This window comes from Pseudomonas fluorescens (assembly GCF_900636825.1).
GTDB lineage: Bacteria > Pseudomonadota > Gammaproteobacteria > Pseudomonadales > Pseudomonadaceae > Aquipseudomonas > Aquipseudomonas fluorescens_BG.
Window position 1 is genome coordinate 3855976 of the sequence record NZ_LR134318.1, and the last position, 17272, is coordinate 3873247.

General features: G+C 57.9%; 17 protein-coding genes and 1 pseudogene. 5 read left to right on the top strand and 13 right to left on the bottom strand.

Features of this window, described 5'->3' with window-relative positions:
* Window positions 1–140: 140 nt before the first annotated feature.
* Together hemB and EL257_RS17400 are read right to left on the bottom strand one after the other, a co-directional pair.
* Window positions 141–1115, bottom strand: coding sequence for a porphobilinogen synthase (gene hemB / locus EL257_RS17390; protein ID WP_126364700.1), 975 nt, complete (start codon window positions 1113–1115; stop codon window positions 141–143).
* Window positions 1116–1346: 231 nt separating this feature from the next.
* Window positions 1347–2045, bottom strand: a complete 699-nt coding sequence (locus EL257_RS17400; RefSeq protein ID WP_126364702.1) for a glutathione binding-like protein — start codon at window positions 2043–2045, stop codon at window positions 1347–1349.
* 342 nt (window positions 2046–2387) lie between these two features.
* On the opposite strand from EL257_RS17400, the gene EL257_RS17405 reads away from it, so the two are divergent.
* The gene (locus EL257_RS17405) at window positions 2388–3062 is read left to right on the top strand and encodes a histidine phosphatase family protein (RefSeq protein WP_126364704.1); all 675 of its coding nucleotides are present in this window, start codon (window positions 2388–2390) and stop codon (window positions 3060–3062) included.
* Window positions 3063–3156: 94 nt separating this feature from the next.
* On the opposite strand, the gene mnmH is transcribed toward EL257_RS17405, so the two are convergent.
* From mnmH to EL257_RS17425, 4 genes are all read right to left on the bottom strand, one after another.
* Window positions 3157–4260, bottom strand: a complete 1104-nt coding sequence (mnmH, locus tag EL257_RS17410; protein WP_126364706.1) for a tRNA 2-selenouridine(34) synthase MnmH — start codon at window positions 4258–4260, stop codon at window positions 3157–3159.
* Window positions 4260–5294, bottom strand: a complete 1035-nt coding sequence (gene selD, locus EL257_RS17415; protein ID WP_126364708.1) for a selenide, water dikinase SelD — start codon at window positions 5292–5294, stop codon at window positions 4260–4262. The genes mnmH and selD overlap by 1 nt, the downstream gene beginning before the upstream one ends.
* A 210-nt stretch (window positions 5295–5504) precedes the next feature.
* Window positions 5505–6617: a hypothetical protein gene (locus EL257_RS17420; protein ID WP_232013027.1), complete on the bottom strand. Its 1113-nt coding sequence runs from the start codon at window positions 6615–6617 to the stop codon at window positions 5505–5507.
* The gene (locus tag EL257_RS17425) at window positions 6598–7257 is read right to left on the bottom strand and encodes a hypothetical protein (RefSeq protein WP_126364709.1); all 660 of its coding nucleotides are present in this window, start codon (window positions 7255–7257) and stop codon (window positions 6598–6600) included. Before EL257_RS17425 ends, EL257_RS17420 begins: the two co-directional genes overlap by 20 nt.
* 325 nt (window positions 7258–7582) lie before the next feature.
* On the opposite strand from EL257_RS17425, the gene EL257_RS17430 reads away from it, so the two are divergent.
* A complete protein-coding gene (locus EL257_RS17430) occupies window positions 7583–9793 on the top strand; it encodes a hypothetical protein (RefSeq protein WP_126364711.1) in 2211 nt (736 codons plus the stop codon).
* 276 nt (window positions 9794–10069) lie between these two features.
* Here EL257_RS17430 and EL257_RS17435 read toward each other — a convergent pair whose 3' ends face one another.
* From EL257_RS17435 to EL257_RS17445, 3 genes are all read right to left on the bottom strand, one after another.
* Window positions 10070–11026 (bottom strand): quinone oxidoreductase family protein, encoded by a 957-nt coding sequence (locus EL257_RS17435; RefSeq protein ID WP_126364713.1) that lies wholly within the window; start codon window positions 11024–11026, stop codon window positions 10070–10072.
* A gap of 30 nt (window positions 11027–11056) precedes the next feature.
* Window positions 11057–11230 carry a DUF1427 family protein gene (locus EL257_RS17440; RefSeq protein ID WP_007969534.1) on the bottom strand — a complete coding sequence of 58 codons (174 nt, stop codon included), beginning with the start codon at window positions 11228–11230 and terminating at the stop codon, window positions 11057–11059.
* 213 nt (window positions 11231–11443) lie between these two features.
* The gene (locus tag EL257_RS17445; RefSeq protein WP_126364715.1) at window positions 11444–12211 is read right to left on the bottom strand and encodes an AraC family transcriptional regulator; all 768 of its coding nucleotides are present in this window, start codon (window positions 12209–12211) and stop codon (window positions 11444–11446) included.
* 146 nt (window positions 12212–12357) lie between these two features.
* On the opposite strand from EL257_RS17445, the gene EL257_RS17450 reads away from it, so the two are divergent.
* Both EL257_RS17450 and EL257_RS17455 read left to right on the top strand, forming a co-directional pair.
* A complete protein-coding gene (locus tag EL257_RS17450; RefSeq protein ID WP_126364717.1) occupies window positions 12358–12585 on the top strand; it encodes a DUF6555 family protein in 228 nt (75 codons plus the stop codon).
* A 36-nt stretch (window positions 12586–12621) separates the two neighbouring features.
* Window positions 12622–12894, top strand: coding sequence for a hypothetical protein (locus EL257_RS17455; protein ID WP_126364719.1), 273 nt, complete (start codon window positions 12622–12624; stop codon window positions 12892–12894).
* A gap of 147 nt (window positions 12895–13041) precedes the next feature.
* Here the strand turns inward: EL257_RS17455 and EL257_RS17460 are convergent, their stop codons facing one another.
* Complete coding sequence (locus tag EL257_RS17460; RefSeq protein ID WP_126364721.1) at window positions 13042–13497, bottom strand: DMT family transporter; 456 nt, start codon at window positions 13495–13497, stop codon at window positions 13042–13044.
* A gap of 3 nt (window positions 13498–13500) precedes the next feature.
* Window positions 13501–13986, bottom strand: a complete 486-nt coding sequence (locus EL257_RS17465; RefSeq protein WP_126364723.1) for a DMT family transporter — start codon at window positions 13984–13986, stop codon at window positions 13501–13503.
* A 111-nt stretch (window positions 13987–14097) separates the two neighbouring features.
* Here EL257_RS17465 and EL257_RS17470 point away from each other — a divergent pair, with 111 nt between their 5' ends.
* On the top strand, window positions 14098–15033 hold the full coding sequence (locus EL257_RS17470) for a LysR family transcriptional regulator (protein ID WP_126364725.1): 936 nt from the start codon (window positions 14098–14100) through the stop codon (window positions 15031–15033).
* 462 nt (window positions 15034–15495) lie between these two features.
* Here EL257_RS17470 and EL257_RS28445 read toward each other — a convergent pair whose 3' ends face one another.
* Complete coding sequence (locus EL257_RS28445; protein ID WP_419866628.1) at window positions 15496–16317, bottom strand: methyl-accepting chemotaxis protein; 822 nt, start codon at window positions 16315–16317, stop codon at window positions 15496–15498.
* An 84-nt stretch (window positions 16318–16401) separates the two neighbouring features.
* Window positions 16402–17178, bottom strand: a pseudogene (locus EL257_RS28450) (cache domain-containing protein); the annotation flags it as partial.
* Between the last annotated feature and the right edge of the window lie 94 nt (window positions 17179–17272).

A 17272-nucleotide genomic window follows, 5' to 3' on the forward strand; every position in this document is an offset into this window, starting at 1 on the left:
ACGTTATCCCGCATGTAAAAAGGCCCTGCAGCTTCTTGGTTGCAGGGCCTTTTTGGGTTTTGTGGTGGTTGAACCGGCGTCTTCGCGAGCAGGCTCGCTCCCACAGGGAAACGCACTCCTACAGGGGATTTGTGCTGGGTTTAAATTCCGGCCAGTGCCAGGTCCATCGCAAAATAAGTAAAGATCAAATCTGCGCCCGCGCGCTTGATAGCGCCGAGGCTTTCGCGCACTACGCGGTCCTCATCGATTGCGCCGGCTTGCGCGCCGAACTTGATCATCGCGTACTCGCCGCTGACCTGATATGCCGCCAGCGGCAGGTTCGAGGCCTGACGAATGTCGCGGATGATATCGAGGTACGCACCGGCCGGCTTGACCATCAGCGCGTCGGCGCCTTCCTGCTCGTCGAGCAACGATTCGCGCAGGGCTTCACGGCGGTTCATCGGGTTCATCTGATAGCTTTTGCGATCACCCTTCAGCGCGCTGCCACCGGCCTCGCGGAACGGGCCGTAGAGCGCCGAGGCGAACTTGGTCGAATACGCCATGATCGGAATCTGGGTGAACCCGGCTGCGTCCAGCGCCTGGCGAATCGCCCGCACCTGGCCGTCCATCGCCGCCGATGGTGCAATCACATCGGCACCGGCGCGAGCCGCGGCTACAGCTTGTCTGCCGAGGTTGATCAAGGTCTGGTCGTTGTCGACCTCGTGGTTGTGCATCACGCCGCAATGGCCGTGATCGGTGTATTCGCAGAAGCAGGTGTCGGACATCACGATCATTTCCGGCACGGCGTCTTTGGCGATGCGCGACATGCGCGAGACCAGGCCGTCTTCGCGCCAGGTGTCGCTGCCGTTGGCGTCGAGATGATGGGACACTCCGAAAGTCATTACCGACTTGATGCCCGCCCGGGCGTAGCGCTCGATTTCGCTGGCCAGTTTGCGCTCCGGAATACGCTGCACGCCGGGCATGCTGGTGATCGGCACGAAGTCGTCGATCTCTTCTTCGACGAAGATCGGCAGCACCAGATCGTTCAGGCTGAATTCGGTTTCTTGGAACAGGCTGCGCAGGCTCGCATTGCGGCGCAGACGGCGGGGACGTGCTTCGGGGAACTGACTGGACATGGGGCCTTTCCTGAAAACGGCGGACGAGACGAAAGTCGTAGGGGGCGAAGCTTATGCCTTGCGGCGGTTGGCGTACAAACCTGGATCAATCAAGAGAGCGTTACCCAGCCTGCAATAATCCTCCGGTTCAATGTAGGAGCTGCCGAAGGCTGCGATCTTTTGATCTTGTTTTTAACCAACAAAGTCAAAGGATCGCAGCCTGCGGCAGCTCCTACAGGGGGATTTTGTGAGTCAGGAAGGAATAGTAAGTCCGCGGATGACGGCCGGGCGTGCGAGGAATTTTTCCAGCACACGGGTGACATTGGGGAAATTCTGAATACCCACCAGATCCCCGGCTTCGTAAAAGCCGATCAGGTTTCGCACCCACGGAAACGTGGCGATATCGGCGATGGTGTAACGCTCGCCCATGATCCAGTCGCGGCCTTCCAGACGAGTGTTGAGGACGTTCAGCAGGCGTTTGCTTTCATCGACATACCGGTCGCGTGGGCGCTTGTCTTCATAATCCTTGCCGGCGAATTTGTTGAAGAACCCGAGCTGGCCAAACATCGGGCCGATACCGCCCATCTGCCACATCAGCCACTGGATGGTTTCATAGCGCAGCGCGCCGTCCTGGGCCAGCAACTGGCCGCTCTTGTCGGCCAGATAGATCAGAATCGCCCCGGATTCGAACAACGGCAGCGGCTGGTTTTCCGGGCCGTGGGGATCAAGGATCGCCGGGATTTTGTTGTTCGGGTTCAGCGAGAGAAATTCGGCCGAGGTCTGATCGTTGATGTCGAAACCAACGCGATGCGGCTCATACGGCAGGCCGATCTCTTCGAGCATGATCGACACTTTGACGCCGTTGGGTGTCGGCATGGAGTAGAGCTGAATCCAGTCTGGGTACTGCGCCGGCCATTTTTGCGTGATGGGGAAAGCGGACAGATCGGTCATGGGAAGCATCCAGTCACAAATTGAACCCCGATCATAATGTAGGCGCTGCGCAGCCTGCGATCTTTTGATCTGAAGCCTTAGACCGGGGGCGACAGATCGCAGCCAGCGGCAGCTCTTCGACAAACCGTAACATCCTGTCGCTAACCTGCGGCCAAGCTCTGGGACATTGCCGTTAAAGTGCGACGCACTTGTCCGAATCGAACCAAACGGCCTCAGAGGACTCTGAGCTATGACTTTTTCGCAGAGGAAGCTGTTCACGACAGGGAAAACACCCGGCGCTGGGAGCCCGCGGTGTAAAGGTTTGTCAGCCTTAACCGAATTTGCTGAAGAACCTCTTATTACATGACGAATCTTTTGAGTTTCGCCAAACGCTTCAAACATCGCGCCTACGTAGCCCTGCCTTCCCTGCTGGCGGTCAGTGCGTTGTTCCTGTCCCTCGAGTCCAGTGAAAGCCGCGCGCAACCGGCCGACGGCACGCAAACGCTGGTGTTTCTGCGCCATGCGGAAAAACCCGAGGGCGGTCTCGGTCAGCTCAACTGTCAGGGCTTGAATCGGGCGATCGATCTGTCGACGTTGCTGCCGGAGAAATTCGGCAAGGCCGATTACGTGTTTGCCGCCAACCCGACGCGCAATGTCGAGGAAGGCGAACTGGATAATTCCTACAGCTACATTCGCCCGCTGATGACCATCAGCCCGGCGGCGATCAAGCTGGGCCTGCCAGTCAACATCGAGTTTTCCGCCAACGACACCAGCGATTTGGCGCGCGAACTGCTCGCGGACAAATATCACAACTCGACGATCTACACCGCATGGTCGCATGGCTATCTGCCGGAACTGATCAACAAGGTCGCCGGCAAAGCGGTCGGCGAGGCGCAGGAGATCACCGACGACTGGTCCGGCGACGATTTTGACTCGCTGTACGTGCTGACCCTCACCTGGCACAACGGCAAGGCCAGCCTGCAAAGCCACAGCTACAAGCAGGGGCTGGATCATGGCAACGAGTCTTGCCCGACCTGAGTTTTGTGGGGGCCGGGCCGGCCTAATCGCCAGCAGAGCTGGCTCCCACGGGTTTGTGTACACAGCAAATCACTGTGGGGGCCAGCAAAAAACCTCAAACCCTCTGATTCACCCGCTGGCGCAGATACTCGATCACCGCCCCGCGCTCGCCGGCGAATTCGATCCGCCCGCCCTTCTTCTCGCGCTGAAACACATACATCGGGTCGTAATACTCGCGCAGCAAGCCCTCGATCCAGCCGCGATGCAGATCCACCGCACCGCTGCGTGCCTGCTCGATCAACGCCTGTTCCATCAACAGCAACATCCGCTGATGACGCTCGCCACCCAGGCGTTTCTGCACATTGTTCAGGCTTTCCAGCAAACGCTCCGAGAACAGCGTGAAGCCTTCCTCGCCATGCACCGCGCAAAACTCAGCCGATAAATCCACCACGTAATCACGCAGGATCCGCTCGACGCGATCTTCAAACCGATCTTCCAGCCAGACCATCGGGTATTGCTGCATGCCCTGATACAACGGCAGCGGCAAAGCACAACTGCCGACCACACGGCTCTCATCCTCCAGCACGAACTGTTCGATGCCCGCATCGCGCTTCTTCAGAACGTCGATGGCCAGCCGGTTTTCGAAATCGATGTTCGACGGCTGTGCCGTGGCGCGTTTGCCGAAACTGGAACCGCGATGATTGGCGTGGCCCTCTAGATCCACACCGTTGCGCAACTGCACCAGCACTTCAGTTTTGCCGGTGCCGGTCATGCCGCCGAGCAAGACGAAATCGCATTGCGCGATGGCTTGCTCAAGGGTGTCGATGAGGAAGTTGCGCATTGCCTTATAGCCACCAGCGACCCGGGGAAAGTCGATGCCCGCCTCGTCACGTAACCACTGTTGGGTGATCTGCGAACGCAAGCCGCCGCGAAAACAATAGAGGTAACCGTCCGGATGAGCGCGGGCGAAATCGGCCCACGCCTGGATCCGCTCGGCCTTGACCGCACCGGACACCAATTGATGGCCCAATTCGATGGCGGCCTGCTGACCATGTTGCTTGTAGCAGGTGCCGATTTTCTGCCGTTCGAGGTCGTTCATTAGCGGCAGGTTGATCACACTGGGAAACGCGCCTTTGTGAAACTCGATCGGCGCGCGGGCGTCCATCAGCGGTCGGTCGTGGAGAAAAATATCACGGTAGTCGTTGCAGTCGCGGAGCATCACAGCACCTCGACTGCGGTCGTCTGTCGCTCAACCAGCTCGCCGATAGGCGTCAGATTCAAACCCAGCTGCGCCGCAACGCTGAGAAATTCGTCGTTGCCTTCCGGGGTGACGGCGATCAGCAAACCGCCGCTGGTCTGCGGATCGCACAAGACCCGCTTATGCAGCTCTTGCACACGCCCGACCTTGCTCGAATAGCTGTCGAAATTGCGCAGCGTGCCGCCGGGAACACAACCCTGATCAAGGTAATACTCGACGCTGTCCAGGCGGGGCACACGGTCGTAAGCGATGCGCGCGGTCAGATTGCTGCCATCCGCCATTTCCACCAGATGCCCGAGCAGGCCAAAACCGGTGACGTCGGTCATCGCCGTAACCCCGGCGAGTTTGCCGAAACGGCTGCCGGGCTTGTTGAGGGTGCACATCCAGTCACGGGCCACGCCGACGTCTGAAGCACGCAATTTGCCTTTCTTTTCAGCAGTAGTAAGGATGCCGATGCCCAGCGGTTTGGTCAGGTACAGCAAGCAACCGGCGGTGGCGGTGTCGTTGCGCTTCATGTGGCGCTTTTCCACGAGGCCGGTGACGGCAAGACCGAAAATCGGTTCAGGCGCGTCGATCGAATGCCCGCCCGCCAAGGTAATGCCCGCCTCATCACACACCGCGCGGCCGCCACGGATCACTTCGCGGGCGACTTCCGGGGCCAGCACATTGACTGGCCAACCCAGAATCGCAATCGCCATCAGCGGATCGCCGCCCATGGCGTAGATGTCGCTGATGGCGTTGGTCGCGGCAATGCGGCCGAAGTCGAACGGGTCATCGACAATCGGCATGAAAAAGTCAGTGGTCGACACCACACCGCGCTCGGCATCGATCTCGTACACCGCTGCGTCATCGCGCGAGGCATTGCCCACCCACAATTTCGGATCGAGATTCTGGGCGCCGCTGCCGGCCAGAATCACTTCCAGCACCTGCGGGGAAATCTTGCAGCCGCAACCGGCGCCGTGGCTGTATTGGGTCAGACGAATCGGCTCACTCATGGGGGAGTCTCTGGCTGGAAATGACGCCGATTCTAGCAGAGCGCAGGATTGCAGATTTTGCTGACTGTCAGGGCCCCTTCGCGAGCAGGCTCGCTCCCACAGTGTTTTGTGTCAGGCACAGTCAGTCAGTCTGCTGGCGATAGCGATCGCCTGATTGGCGGGAAACCCACTGCTTCACACAGGAACCACCCTGATCAAAGCCTTGCCTCGCTACGCCCGGCCGCGCTGCACCTCGGCAAAAATTTCGGTAATCGGCCGTCGCGGCTGACGCCTCTGCATCTGCCGCACCTGCTCGCTCAATCGCAGCAATTCTTCGCTGGGCTTGGCCCACTGCTCTTTCGGCAATGGCTCAGACCATTCGCGCATGACCTCGGGCAACGCCTGCTTGCCGATTCTTTCGAGGCGGCGCACTTCCCATTCGACGAGGCGGTTGGGAATCGTCCATAGCGTCATGACGTGATAGAGGTACCAGAAAAACCCCGAGAGCCTTGTCCGTGTCCCTTCGCGAATTTGCCGGTGCATGCGCGCGCGGGCGTTGCGGAAGTTGTGCAGGCCTTCGTGAGGAGGGTCGTCGGGGCCTTGCAGATCTTGCAGGTCTTGAATGGATTTGAGGTCGTTGACTTCGTACTCCATGTAGCCGCGAATTGCTTCCCAGTGGCTGATCGCGAGCTCCAGGCTGGCGCATTGGAATTCGAGGCTGGTGAGAGTTTCGCCGTGATGGAAACCGATGCCCATGCCGTATTGGCGATGGATGCCGAATTGGGTGGCGCCTTGGGCTTCGATGACCCATGCGGACAGCGATTCCCATGGGACGAAGACTGGTTCGGTGGCGCCCTCGGGCATGAAGCAGACTTCGCGGCGTTGGCGGTTGAAGCGGGTTGGGATGAGGGAGAGGCGTTTTTTGTGGACGTGGTGCCAGACGCCTAGGCCGATAAGTAAAATCAAAGGGCTGCTGATCAATTCATTCTCATAGGCCACTTCGAATACACCAACCATTGACTCCCAAATCGCCTCGTTTCCATAGCCGAAAATAATGCCCAGCAAACCGGTAAACAAAGGGAATAAAACGAGGACTATAAAAGTACCTGCAGTCGTCCCGCCGATAATTAGCTGCCACGGAAATACCTCTAAAGAACCGAGACCAAAGTCCATGTATCCGTCATTGAAAGTTCCAATGTAAGGCCCGTAAGGTGGCATCAATGTCGGCAATGGCAATGGTGCGAGATAGGTAATTTTTCCGCTTGGGAACGGCTGACTATCACCCGCTTTTTTAACCCCCTTATATTCCGAAGTATAAAGAGGATTATTGTAATTGTTCAGCATGGTCAGCCCAGTCGAGATATTGAGTTTCTACCAGCAAAACCGGTGGATTTTTCTTAACCGAGCCGGGAATAACTACAGCAAAATGGCCGGTATCCCGAGGGTCGATATGAATGACGCGAGTTCGTGACTCTGCCTTGCCTTCGCCATTGACGGTTTGAATACATACGGCAAGTTCGAGCGTTTCCTTTGCAGGTGAGTATTCAGAATCGGAACGGATGGGGTATTGAAGGCAGAGCACCAAACCATCCGGCGAAGATTTCACGATTCGCAGACTGCTCAATATTTCCTCACTGATGACTTCCTTGTGCTCTTGCGGCAAACCGCGACCGTGTAGCGGCATGAGAAGCCGATGGGCGCCGATTCCCAAACGATGGCTCGGTTTACCGTTCAACGGCGGCGTAAGATCATTTAGCGCCAGCCTCGGCAAAACCAAATGAATATCCGCCGCGCCAAAAGCGAGAAAGGCCGGACGATGCAGGAAGGATTCGAGATCCAGGTCGTGGCGCTCGCTGACCACTTCGATCTCGACCGCATAGGTTTGATTAAGCGCTTCCGTGGCGCGGAATTCGGCGACTTGCAGATCGTGCGCAACGCCTTCGATCTCGAGAGTGAAAACCGCGGATTTGCCATGGGTGAGCATCCAGCTGTCCCTGTGTCAGGTTGAAACAGCGGACTTTGAACAGGGTTATCGAATCCGTGGAGTCAGACGGCTCGATGTTTTACGTAGGACGCAGGCGATCAGGAAACGACTGACAGCCAATCCGCATAAGTCCTACGGAAACGTCTGGCAATAGCGTTGTTTCCAGGAAAAAATCCGATTTTTCGGGCAGCGAAAAGTCCTTCAGCCTCAGGCCGTAACTGACCGCTCGTCGAAAAAGCGTTCTCACCTGTCAGATCTGACAGGTGACGCGAGTCGTCGCTTGGCATTAGCTATCGCCATGGCAACCTGCCTTCTGGAGATGGCGATGAACACCAAAGCCCGTACGATCGAAACGTTTGACCTCGGCGTGCCCTATGCCCCTGAAATGGTTGAGCTGGAGCCTGCCGACGCCATATTCCACGGCGGTGTTTCAATTGAAGATGCTACGGCTTCCAGCGGTTTTCTGGTGCTGTCTCTGGCATATCGCGAGCAGTCCGCTAACGACAGGATCACGCTATATCTGAATGACGAAAATGTTGCCGATACCACCGTTGCCATAGGCAAGGAGGCCGACAACATCCCTTTGCTCATTCCGGCGGGACTTTTCCAGAAAGGCGAAAACCGCATCAAGTTCGGCGTCAAACGGACGTCCAGCAATGAAAGCTTCAGCAAAGAATTGATTCTGCTGCACCGCAACTCACCGCCAGGCGACAATCCTGCGGTGCTCGACATCAAGATCAGCCACACCAGCATTGGCCCAAGTGAAGCGGAGAAAGTATCCGTGACCGTTAGCTACAAAAACATGCAGTGGTATGACCGCATAGTTGTCGACTGCAACGGCGTACAAGTGCCTCATCAGCTGCTGCCTGACAGCACCTCGCCTCTGCCAGCGGTACCGAAGAGCGTGCAGATCCCGATTCCGAAATCGGTGCTGGAACAGAGCGGCGACGATTCCGACTTCGAATTCAAATACCGCGTCACCGACTACCTGAGCAATGCCTCGCAGTGGTCGAGGATTGTCACCGTCGATGTTCATCTGGATCGCTTCGAATTGCCGATGGCAACGCTTCGCGAAATTGCCACCGACGATAGCGATGACCCGAGCGTTGTTGATCTGGAAAAAATGAAGGGTGGGCCGCTTTGGGTATTGGTTCATTTGGTGGACACGGTATGGCGATCAGGGGATACGATTCGCCTGGCATTTACCGCTGAACTGGACGGCAAAGTGGTAGCTTTTCATGAAGAAAAGTTGGCTTTGAACAAAGTGCCAAATCAACTGGCGAGAGAGATTCCCAATGCGAAAGTTGTGGCTGACAGCAATGTCAGCCTGATTTATCAAATGATCCGTGGCGAAGAAGTCATTGCCACTTCCACGCCTGCCCTTGCACAAGTCATAGGTGCCAATGCCATAAAATTACCGCCCCCTATTTTACGGGCACCAGCGGTGAATCCTATCGATGTTATCGCCCATCCACACGGCATAAAACTTCGAATCAAATATCCGGAAGCGCAGAGTGGCGACCGCGCACGCTTGGTGGAAGTGCGTGCGCCAGCGGGCACGCCCCAGTTCCCGTTGAAGTCGTTCGGTATTCAGAATGTGGTGGATTTCGAACTCGGACCCGCGTTCTTGGCAGCCAGAATGGACAAGGAGTTGGAGTTCAGATGGAATTTGAATCGGGGGGGACATCAGATTGCGAAATCCGCGCTGCTAAAATTAAAGGTGCAAACGGTTGCAGACGCAGACATCAGACTTCCTGAACCACTTATTTTGGAAAAAAAAGGTGAGGAACTCGCACTGATCGATTTTGAAGGCGACGCAACATTCCGCCTTGCAAGATGGACCTTTATCGGACTCGGCCAAATGGTTTCAGCCACATTGACAAGTAAAAATATTACTTCACTTCCGATCCTGACGAATTACAAAGTAACGGACATGGACCTGTTAAACGGCTTGGAGAAGCCTGTCTCTCGCGAATGGCTTGCGCGATTATCTGACGGAGTGCCAATCACACTTGAAAGCGAAATTTCGACCACACAGGACAACGCTATAAAATTGAAAGAAAACACAGCCGTTATTAGAAACATTAAACTCTCTTCCGGAATCGAAAAGTGGGATTCCCCACCTATCTCCTATCAACTTCAGCTTAATACACCAATGCCGTTGAACAGCGGAATCATCATCGAACTACTTAGCACGCTGTCCAACGTCCATATCGGGTATTATGATGGATACCGAAGTCTATATTATAAAAACAATACTAAAGCAAAATTTTCTTGGAACTCAGTGACAAAGCAAACAAGAATTTCGACAATGTCGACTCATTCACCCAATCACAAAATAACTTTTTATGACAGATTAGATTTAGTCATAGAGACTCTGAACATACCAACGAGCATTGTAAACGTGACGACTTTGGATTACAAAGCTCCCACAGGGCGTCTTATCTCCTACTTTATTATTGAATCGCTTCAGGAAACCCCTGATCCAAACAGAGATTCAGGCTTCCTGATAACTTCTATCGAATGGTTGAGCTGACACCAGCAAGGGGCTCAAAAAAACAAGCCGTTCCGTATTAAAATTACCTTTTATCTTGGAAAAGCTAGTTCCGGCGCAGCGGTTTTTTCCAGCGGATGTTACGCTGCATTGCTGTCAAGCTGGAACAAGTCTTTTAGTCGTGCGCACACTGAGTTCTGCGCGTTTGATAATCCGGTAAAAGCTGCGGCATGCTGCGGTCTTTTAACCTCACTGTCTGAAGAACAAGAGCAAAAGATCGCAGCGTGCCGCAGCTCCTACAGTTGGGGTTCGGGTGGATCAGGGAATGAGGATGATCTTGTCACCAGCGCCTTGATTCACCTCGGCATAACGCGCAACACCTTCCGCCAGTGGCGATTCCACCAATCCCTGCGGCAGCGGCAACGATCCCTCGTCGAAGAAGCGTCCAAACTGTTCCAGCATCGCCGCGCACGCTTGAACGCCGTACAGCAGCGAATTGATGCCGACCACCGAACCGCCCTTGCGATACAACGCCAGGGCCGGCAATTGCACGTGGCCGTCGACGGGCGCGGCGATGATTGCGATGCGGCCGAAAGTGGCGAGTGCCGCCACTGACGCCGGCAGCCAGAAGCCGGTGGTGTCGAAGATCACATCGGCGCCGCCGCGATACACCGCGTTGACTTGCGCGCCGAGGTCTTCGGGTTGATCCAGTTGCAAGGTTTGATAACCCTGTGCCTGCAAGTCCTTGACCTGCTCGGGCCGTCGCGCCGCTGCCAACGACTGCGCGCCGCGCACTTTGGCTAATGCCAGGGCCGCTGTGGCGACCGCCCCGCCGCCGATGACCAGCAACCGGGTTTCGGCGGTTACGAGGCTGCGTTCCAGCGCGTCCCATGCCGTGGTGTAGGGCACGCCAAGGCTGGCGGCCTGGGTGAAACTCAAGTGCGACGGTTTATGCGCCACGCCATTGGCCGGGAGTTTGACGAATGCTGCGTGGGAGCCGTCGGCAAAAAAGCCCAGCTCGCGACCGGTGCCCCAGACTTCCTGGCCGATCAACGCCTGAGAGCCCTCGACCACCACGCCGGCGAAATCGCGGCCGGGGATGCGTGGCAACGTCGTGTAGGGAAAGCGACCAAGCACGTTCTTCACGTCGCTGGGGTTCAGGCCGGCAGCCTTGATCTGGACCAGCACTTCATCAGGGCCGGGCACCGGAGTCGGCACGTCGACATAGCGCAGGGAAGACAGGTCGCCGGTTGTATCGAATTGCAGGGCTTTCATAAGCATTTTCACCGAAGAGAAAAAGGATAGTCAGGACAGCCAACCGGCGACCAGTTGCCGCCCCATCGGCCACAACTGCTCACCGGCCAACATGCCGAGCAAGCCCACCAGAGCGATGGCTGGCGGCGCGGGAGAACGGAAGTCGAGCGCGCCGTAGAGCAGGCCCACGCCCAGGCCGATGGCCAGCGAGATCAGGTAATTCATGGAGAGCAACTCCGCCGTTGCAAAGGAATGAGCGAAGTTTAAGGAGGCGTGGCGAAGATCATCGGTCAACGACTTCTGAATTTCGGCCAAATCCAAAAGGTCACCACAGGTCCCTGTAGGAGTGAGCCTGCTCGCGATAGCAGAATGTCAGTTAACTAATCAACATCTGAAAGACCGCTATCGCGAGCAGGCTCACTCCTACAGAGGTTGCGTTCAGGCCGGAATAAATTGCGAGGGCGCAATACCGAGTTCGCGGCGGAACATGTCGCTGAAGCTGCTGGGGGAGTAGCCGAGGTCGCGAGCGATTGCACTCACCGCTACGCCTTGGATCAACGCCGCCACGGCCGTCGCCAGTTGCACCTGACGCCGCCATTCGGCGAAGCCCATGCCGAGGCTGTCCTTGAACAGCCGCGCCAACGTACGCACGCTGGCCCCGGCGTTTTCAGCATGCTGCTCGAAAGGGATGTCGAGCGACGGCGCAGCCATCACCGCCTGACACACGTTCAGCAAGCGCCGATCAGAAGCATCCGGCATCGGGATCCGCAGCGGTGAACGCCTGGCGCGGTTCAGTTCCAGCAGTGCCAAGCCGACCAAGGCCTCGTAATAGGCGGGCTCAGCGCTGTCGCCCTGCGCAACCAGCGTGACGATCAACTCGCGCAGCAGCCCGCCCACTTCAATCACCTGCACGGTTTTATCCAGCGTCGCCGCCAACGCCGGCCGCAGGTAGATATTGCGCATCTGCAGATCCGACACCACGCGGATCCCGTGTGGCACACCGGGCGGCAACCACACCGCGCGCTGCGGTGGCACCACCAACGCCTCGTTCGGCGTCTCGACCCACATCACTCCGCTCATCGCATACAGCAACTGGCCCCAGACATGCTCATGCGGCTCGATGAACAAGCCACGCGGATAGGTGCGCGCCAGCGGTTGCACCGGCACATCGGTATCAGTCAGGTCGGGCGGTGCGGCGAGAGCCATGGGCGAGCATTCATTGGGGTTGACGGGGAAGCCATGGTAACCAGCGCGCCCATGCGTCGCCAACGATAGATACCGTCGGACAATCCAACTGAATTTTCCGCTCCCAGCGCGATCCGTTTAATACCACAGGGAGGAATACGGGCTTTATGAACAACGCAAAACTCTTCGTCATCGACTACACACTGCATGGCACGCCCAAGTCGTTCATTATCCGCTCGGACAAAATGGACAACGCTGAAGCGTGGCACTGGGCAAGCTGCGACGCCGGGGTCGGGCGTATCCCGCGTTTCGGTCGTGAAAAGGTGCAGAAAACCAGCAAGCCGATGGCGGAAAAGTTCGGGGTGGAAAACGTCATTTGGCGCCAGACCAACTGAACGCATTATCGTGACCGGAAGAAGGGGAACCGCTTGATGACCGATACCTATCACCCGGCCCGACTGGACTACGGCCTGACCACGTTCTTCGGCCAGATCAGCAAGACGGTCGATTGCGAAGTCGCGCTGGAGACAGTGGCGGACAATCCTTACCGCTTCACCTTATGCGTCAAGGCGCCGGTGCCGGATGATCTCGACCAAGCGAAAATCGTTGTCGTCAAAGTCGAGGGCCGAACGCTGCAAGGGACGGTGCGGCACGTCGAGCGCCTCGATGACGAAAGTCTGAAACTGCAAGTGGAGCCTGATTAGGCTCCATTTTTTTTGCACTGCCCCCTGTAGGAGCTGCCGCAGGCTCGGGCCGCGTTCGGACGATCTTTTGATCTTTTTTTTTCAAAAAACCAAGATCAAAAGATCGCAGCCTGCGGCAGCTCCTACAGGGGCATGTGGCGGACCGGTTTAATCAGCGGCGCGGGAGCTGCTGCGATACATGAACACCAACGCCGCCGCCAGACACACCATCGCCAGAATCCGGCTCGAAGACAGCTCAATCGCCGGATTGCCCAGCCAGCCGAAATTATCGATCAGCATGCCCATGCCCAGCTGCCCGACAATCACCGCCACCGTCGCCACGGCCGTTCCGACGACCGGCACCGCCCCGACCATTACCATCATGTAAACCACGCCGAACAAGGCGCCTGTCAGTTGCCACTTTGGCACTTGTAGCAGACTCATCGACTGCGCCGGCTCGAAAAACAGAATCAACAAACCGGTCACCACCGCACCCACGGCGAAAGTCAGGAAACTGCTGCGCAACACGCCAACGGTTTCGCCCAAGCGCCCATTGATCGCCGCCTGCACGCTCAATACCGCGCCCGCCAACACCACCACAGCCAACAAAATAATCAGACCCATCACTCACCCCCGCGCAATCAGAACCAACGCCACCACAATCAAGCCCAATGCCAGCCAGCGCTCAGCATTGACCTTCTTGCGCGCCGCGCCGAACCAGCCGAAGTGGTCGATCAACACGCTTTTGCCGACCTGGCCGGACAAAATCGCGATCATCGTCATGGCGATGCCGATATGCGGCGTCGCCAGCGTCAGGACCACCACATAGATCGGCCCGAGAAAGCCGCCGATCAATTGCCAGCGCGGCAGCTGGGTCAGTGCGGGCCCTTTTTGCGGACCAGCAAACAGCAGCAGCAAAAACAGAATCGCCGCGCCTACGCCAAAGATGCTCAAGGTCGCCCACAAATGCCCGACCTGTTCGCCCAGCGGCCCGAGCAATCCGGCTTCCACCGACAAACCCATGCCAGCGAGAATCACCAGCGGCAGCAACAACAAGCGCAACACCGACTGCTTCACCGGCGCGGCGACAGCGCCTTCTTCCAACGTCTGCATAACAATCTTCCACACTGATAAACGATGGCGCGGATTATCGGCTGGCGCAGCTTTGCGATAAATGGGAGCATCCTGACAACACTTTTGCGCAATTCGCACAGCAGGCTGACCATGCACGGGCTCAACGAATTAGGATTCAAGGCACTTCGGCTGTTTGTGGCTGTGCTCGACCAAGGCAGTTTTTCCGAAGTTGCCCGCCGCGAAGGCGTGGCGCCCTCCTCTATTTCCCGGCAGATCCAGTTGATGGAGCAGGCGCTGAATCAGCAATTGCTTTACCGCCACACCCGCGCCGTCACCCCGACCGAGGCCGGGCGCATGCTCGGCCATCATGCGCGGCTGGTGCTCGTGCAACTGGAAGAGGCCGAACAAGCCTTGCAGGAGCAGCAAAGCGAACCCACTGGCCTGGTGCGCATCAACGCCCCGGTGGTATTCGGCCAGCGACATCTGACGCCGTGGCTGGGCCAGCTGTGCGCGCGCTATCCGAAGCTGCAGCTGGATATCCAGCAGACCGACCACTATGTCGACCCGATGCAGGAAGGCGCAGACCTGCTGTTCCGCATTGGCGCATTGCATGACTCAAGCATGCAGGCGCGAATCATCGCACCGCATCGCTTTCAGATTGCCGCGAGCCCGGCCTATCTCAAACGTCACGGCACCCCGCAGCATCCCGAAGAACTCGCGCGACACCAATGCCTGGCCTACAAAGGCGCCGCCGGCCAGCAGCGCTGGTTTTTCCGGAGCGAGGGCGAGGACTGGACGCCGTATGCGGTGAAAGGGCCGATCACCGGCAACCACGCCGACACCCTGACGCAAGCCGCCGAACAGGGTTTGGGGCTGGTGATGTTCCCGTCATGGCTGATTGGTGAAGCGGTGCGCGCCGGCACGCTGGTGCCGGTGCTGAGGGACTATCAGGTCTCGAACAGTCCGGAGCCGCAGCAGATTGCCGTGCTGTGGCCGGGAAGTCGGCGGTTGTCGGTGAAGGTGAGGACGGTGATTGATTTTTTTGTCGAGTGCTTTGGCGAGATTCCCTATTGGGACAGAGCCTGAAGATCAAGAGCCCCTCACCCTAGCCCTCTCCCGGAGGGAGAGGGGACCGACCGAGGTGTCCTACCTCCTGGCACCGACCTGAAAAATCGCGTCGATTATGGATTCAAAGCAGGACTTTCAGGTCGGCGTAATCCCGCAATATCCCCCAATCGGTCCCTCTCCCGCAGAGAGAGGGAGCGACCGAAATGTCCTACCTCCTGGCACCGACCTGAAAAATCGCGTCGATTATGAATTCAAAGCAGGACTTACAGGTCGGCGTAATCCCGCAATATCCCCCAATCGGTCCCTCTCCCGGAGGGAGAGGGGACCGACCGAGGTGTCCCATCTCCTGGCACCGACCTGAAAAATCGCGTCGATTATGGATTCAAAGCAGGACTTTCAGGTCGGCGTAATCCCGCAATATCCCCCAATCGGTCCCCTCTCCCTCTGGGAGAGGGCTAGGGTGAGGGGCTTTTCACGTCTTCAAATACGGAACTGGCCGACCAGTTTACCCAGGCGCTGACCAAGTTCTGCCAGACTGCGCGAAGTCTGCGCGCCCAATTGCGTTTCATCGGCGACGCTGTCCACCGCCACCGCGATCTGATGCACGCTGCGGTTGATTTCCTCGGCCACCGCCGTTTGCTCTTCCGCCGCGCTGGCGATTTGCGCGTTCATTGAGTTGATCGTCGCAATCAATTGCGCCATCGCATCCAGCGAGGCGCCGGCCTGGTTGGCCTGTTGTGAAGTACCGTCACCTGCCTCACTGGAACGGCGCATTGCTTCCACCGCCGACTGCGTGCCGGCCTGCAAGCGGTCGATCATGCCCTGAATTTCCTGGGTGCTGATCTGCGTACGGCTGGCCAGAGCCCGCACTTCATCCGCCACCACCGCGAAGCCGCGTCCAGCCTCACCGGCGCGCGCCGCTTCAATCGCCGCGTTTAGTGCAAGCAGATTGGTCTGCTCGGCAATCGAGCGGATCACTCCGAGCACGCCGACGATCGACGTCACGTCCTGCTGCAGACTGTCCAGCGACACGCCGCTGCTGCGGATGTCGTCGACCAGCGCGTGAATCTGTTTGATGCTGCCGGCCACCACGCGTTTGGCGCTCTGGCCTTCTTCGTCGGTTTGCTGGGCGGCAACGGCGGCGTTCTGCGCGCTCTTGGCGACTTCCTGAGCGGCGGCGGACATTTCATTGATCGCCGTGGCGACCTGATCGGTCTCGTGGCGCTGACGCTCCATGGCCTGATCCGAGCGCTGGGCCTGTTCCGAGACCTGCGTGACCAGCCCGGTCAGTTGCGTGGTCATCTCGGTAATCTGCCGCACCAGCCCGTGGATCTTGTCGACGAAACGGTTGAACGAGCCGGCCAGTTCGCCGAGTTCGTCCTGGCTGGTGATGTTCAGCCGGCGGGTCAAATCGCCCTCCCCCGCGGCAATGTCGTCGAGGTTGGCTTTCATCAGGGTCAACGGCCGCAGGATGGTATTGGCCAGCAGCATGCCCGCCGCCGCGATCACCAGCAGCACCAGCGCCGCAACCCCGACGATGCTCAGCACCACGCCTTGCACGCGCTCCTGCACCTGCGCTTCGACCTGCGCCACTTGCGCTTCGATGCCATCGAGATTGACCGAAGTACCGACCGCCATGTCCCACTTCGCCAGGTATTCGGTGTAACCCAGTTTGGGCACCAGCACTTTGGCGTTGCCCGGCAGCGGCGAGCTGTATTGCAGATAATGAGTGCCGTCCTTCGCCACTTTGACCAGGCCGAGATTGACGTAGACGCCGTTGGGGTCGCGGTTGTCCTTGAAACTTTTGCCCACGCCGTCGGGATCGTTGGCCTTGAACAGGCGCACGGTCTCGGAGTCGTAGCCGAAGAAATAGCCGTCCTTGCCGTAGCGAATGCCCGAAAGCAACTTGATCGCCTGCGCCCGCGCCTCGTTATCCCCGGGCGCGGCCGCGTCGTACAGCGGTTTGATCGTGGTCATGGCCACGGCGACGTAACTTTGCAGGGTGGCCTTGGCGTCGCTGAGCAGACGCTCGCGGGTTTGTTCGACTTCCTTGCGCGCTTGTTCCTGAAGGATCAACAGCGTGGTCACGCTGATCACCAGCGCGAAGAGCAACACCGGGAAAACCGCGAGGGACAGGACTTTAGCCTTGAGACTCAGGCGCATTGTAGGGGCTCACTCTTTTGATTTTATTGGCGTGGTTAAAGGCTTTAACGGCACGCCGAAGCAAAAGTTGAACGCGCAAAAAAAGATCGCAGCC

Excerpts from the sequence above, each read along its gene's own strand:
- hemB (WP_126364700.1), bottom strand. The coding sequence starts at position 1,115 with ATGTCCAGTCAGTTCCCCGAAGCACGTCCCCGCCGTCTGCGCCGCAAT.
- EL257_RS17400 (WP_126364702.1), bottom strand. The coding sequence starts at position 2,045 with ATGACCGATCTGTCCGCTTTCCCCATCACGCAAAAATGGCCGGCGCAG.
- EL257_RS17405 (WP_126364704.1), top strand. The coding sequence starts at position 2,388 with ATGACGAATCTTTTGAGTTTCGCCAAACGCTTCAAACATCGCGCCTAC.
- mnmH (WP_126364706.1), bottom strand. The coding sequence starts at position 4,260 with ATGCTCCGCGACTGCAACGACTACCGTGATATTTTTCTCCACGACCGA.
- selD (WP_126364708.1), bottom strand. The coding sequence starts at position 5,294 with ATGAGTGAGCCGATTCGTCTGACCCAATACAGCCACGGCGCCGGTTGC.
- EL257_RS17420 (WP_232013027.1), bottom strand. The coding sequence starts at position 6,617 with ATGCTGAACAATTACAATAATCCTCTTTATACTTCGGAATATAAGGGG.
- EL257_RS17425 (WP_126364709.1), bottom strand. The coding sequence starts at position 7,257 with ATGCTCACCCATGGCAAATCCGCGGTTTTCACTCTCGAGATCGAAGGC.
- EL257_RS17430 (WP_126364711.1), top strand. The coding sequence starts at position 7,583 with ATGAACACCAAAGCCCGTACGATCGAAACGTTTGACCTCGGCGTGCCC.
- EL257_RS17435 (WP_126364713.1), bottom strand. The coding sequence starts at position 11,026 with ATGAAAGCCCTGCAATTCGATACAACCGGCGACCTGTCTTCCCTGCGC.
- EL257_RS17440 (WP_007969534.1), bottom strand. The coding sequence starts at position 11,230 with ATGAATTACCTGATCTCGCTGGCCATCGGCCTGGGCGTGGGCCTGCTC.
- EL257_RS17445 (WP_126364715.1), bottom strand. The coding sequence starts at position 12,211 with ATGGCTCTCGCCGCACCGCCCGACCTGACTGATACCGATGTGCCGGTG.
- EL257_RS17450 (WP_126364717.1), top strand. The coding sequence starts at position 12,358 with ATGAACAACGCAAAACTCTTCGTCATCGACTACACACTGCATGGCACG.
- EL257_RS17455 (WP_126364719.1), top strand. The coding sequence starts at position 12,622 with ATGACCGATACCTATCACCCGGCCCGACTGGACTACGGCCTGACCACG.
- EL257_RS17460 (WP_126364721.1), bottom strand. The coding sequence starts at position 13,497 with ATGGGTCTGATTATTTTGTTGGCTGTGGTGGTGTTGGCGGGCGCGGTA.
- EL257_RS17465 (WP_126364723.1), bottom strand. The coding sequence starts at position 13,986 with ATGCAGACGTTGGAAGAAGGCGCTGTCGCCGCGCCGGTGAAGCAGTCG.
- EL257_RS17470 (WP_126364725.1), top strand. The coding sequence starts at position 14,098 with ATGCACGGGCTCAACGAATTAGGATTCAAGGCACTTCGGCTGTTTGTG.
- EL257_RS28445 (WP_419866628.1), bottom strand. The coding sequence starts at position 16,317 with ATGACCACGCAACTGACCGGGCTGGTCACGCAGGTCTCGGAACAGGCC.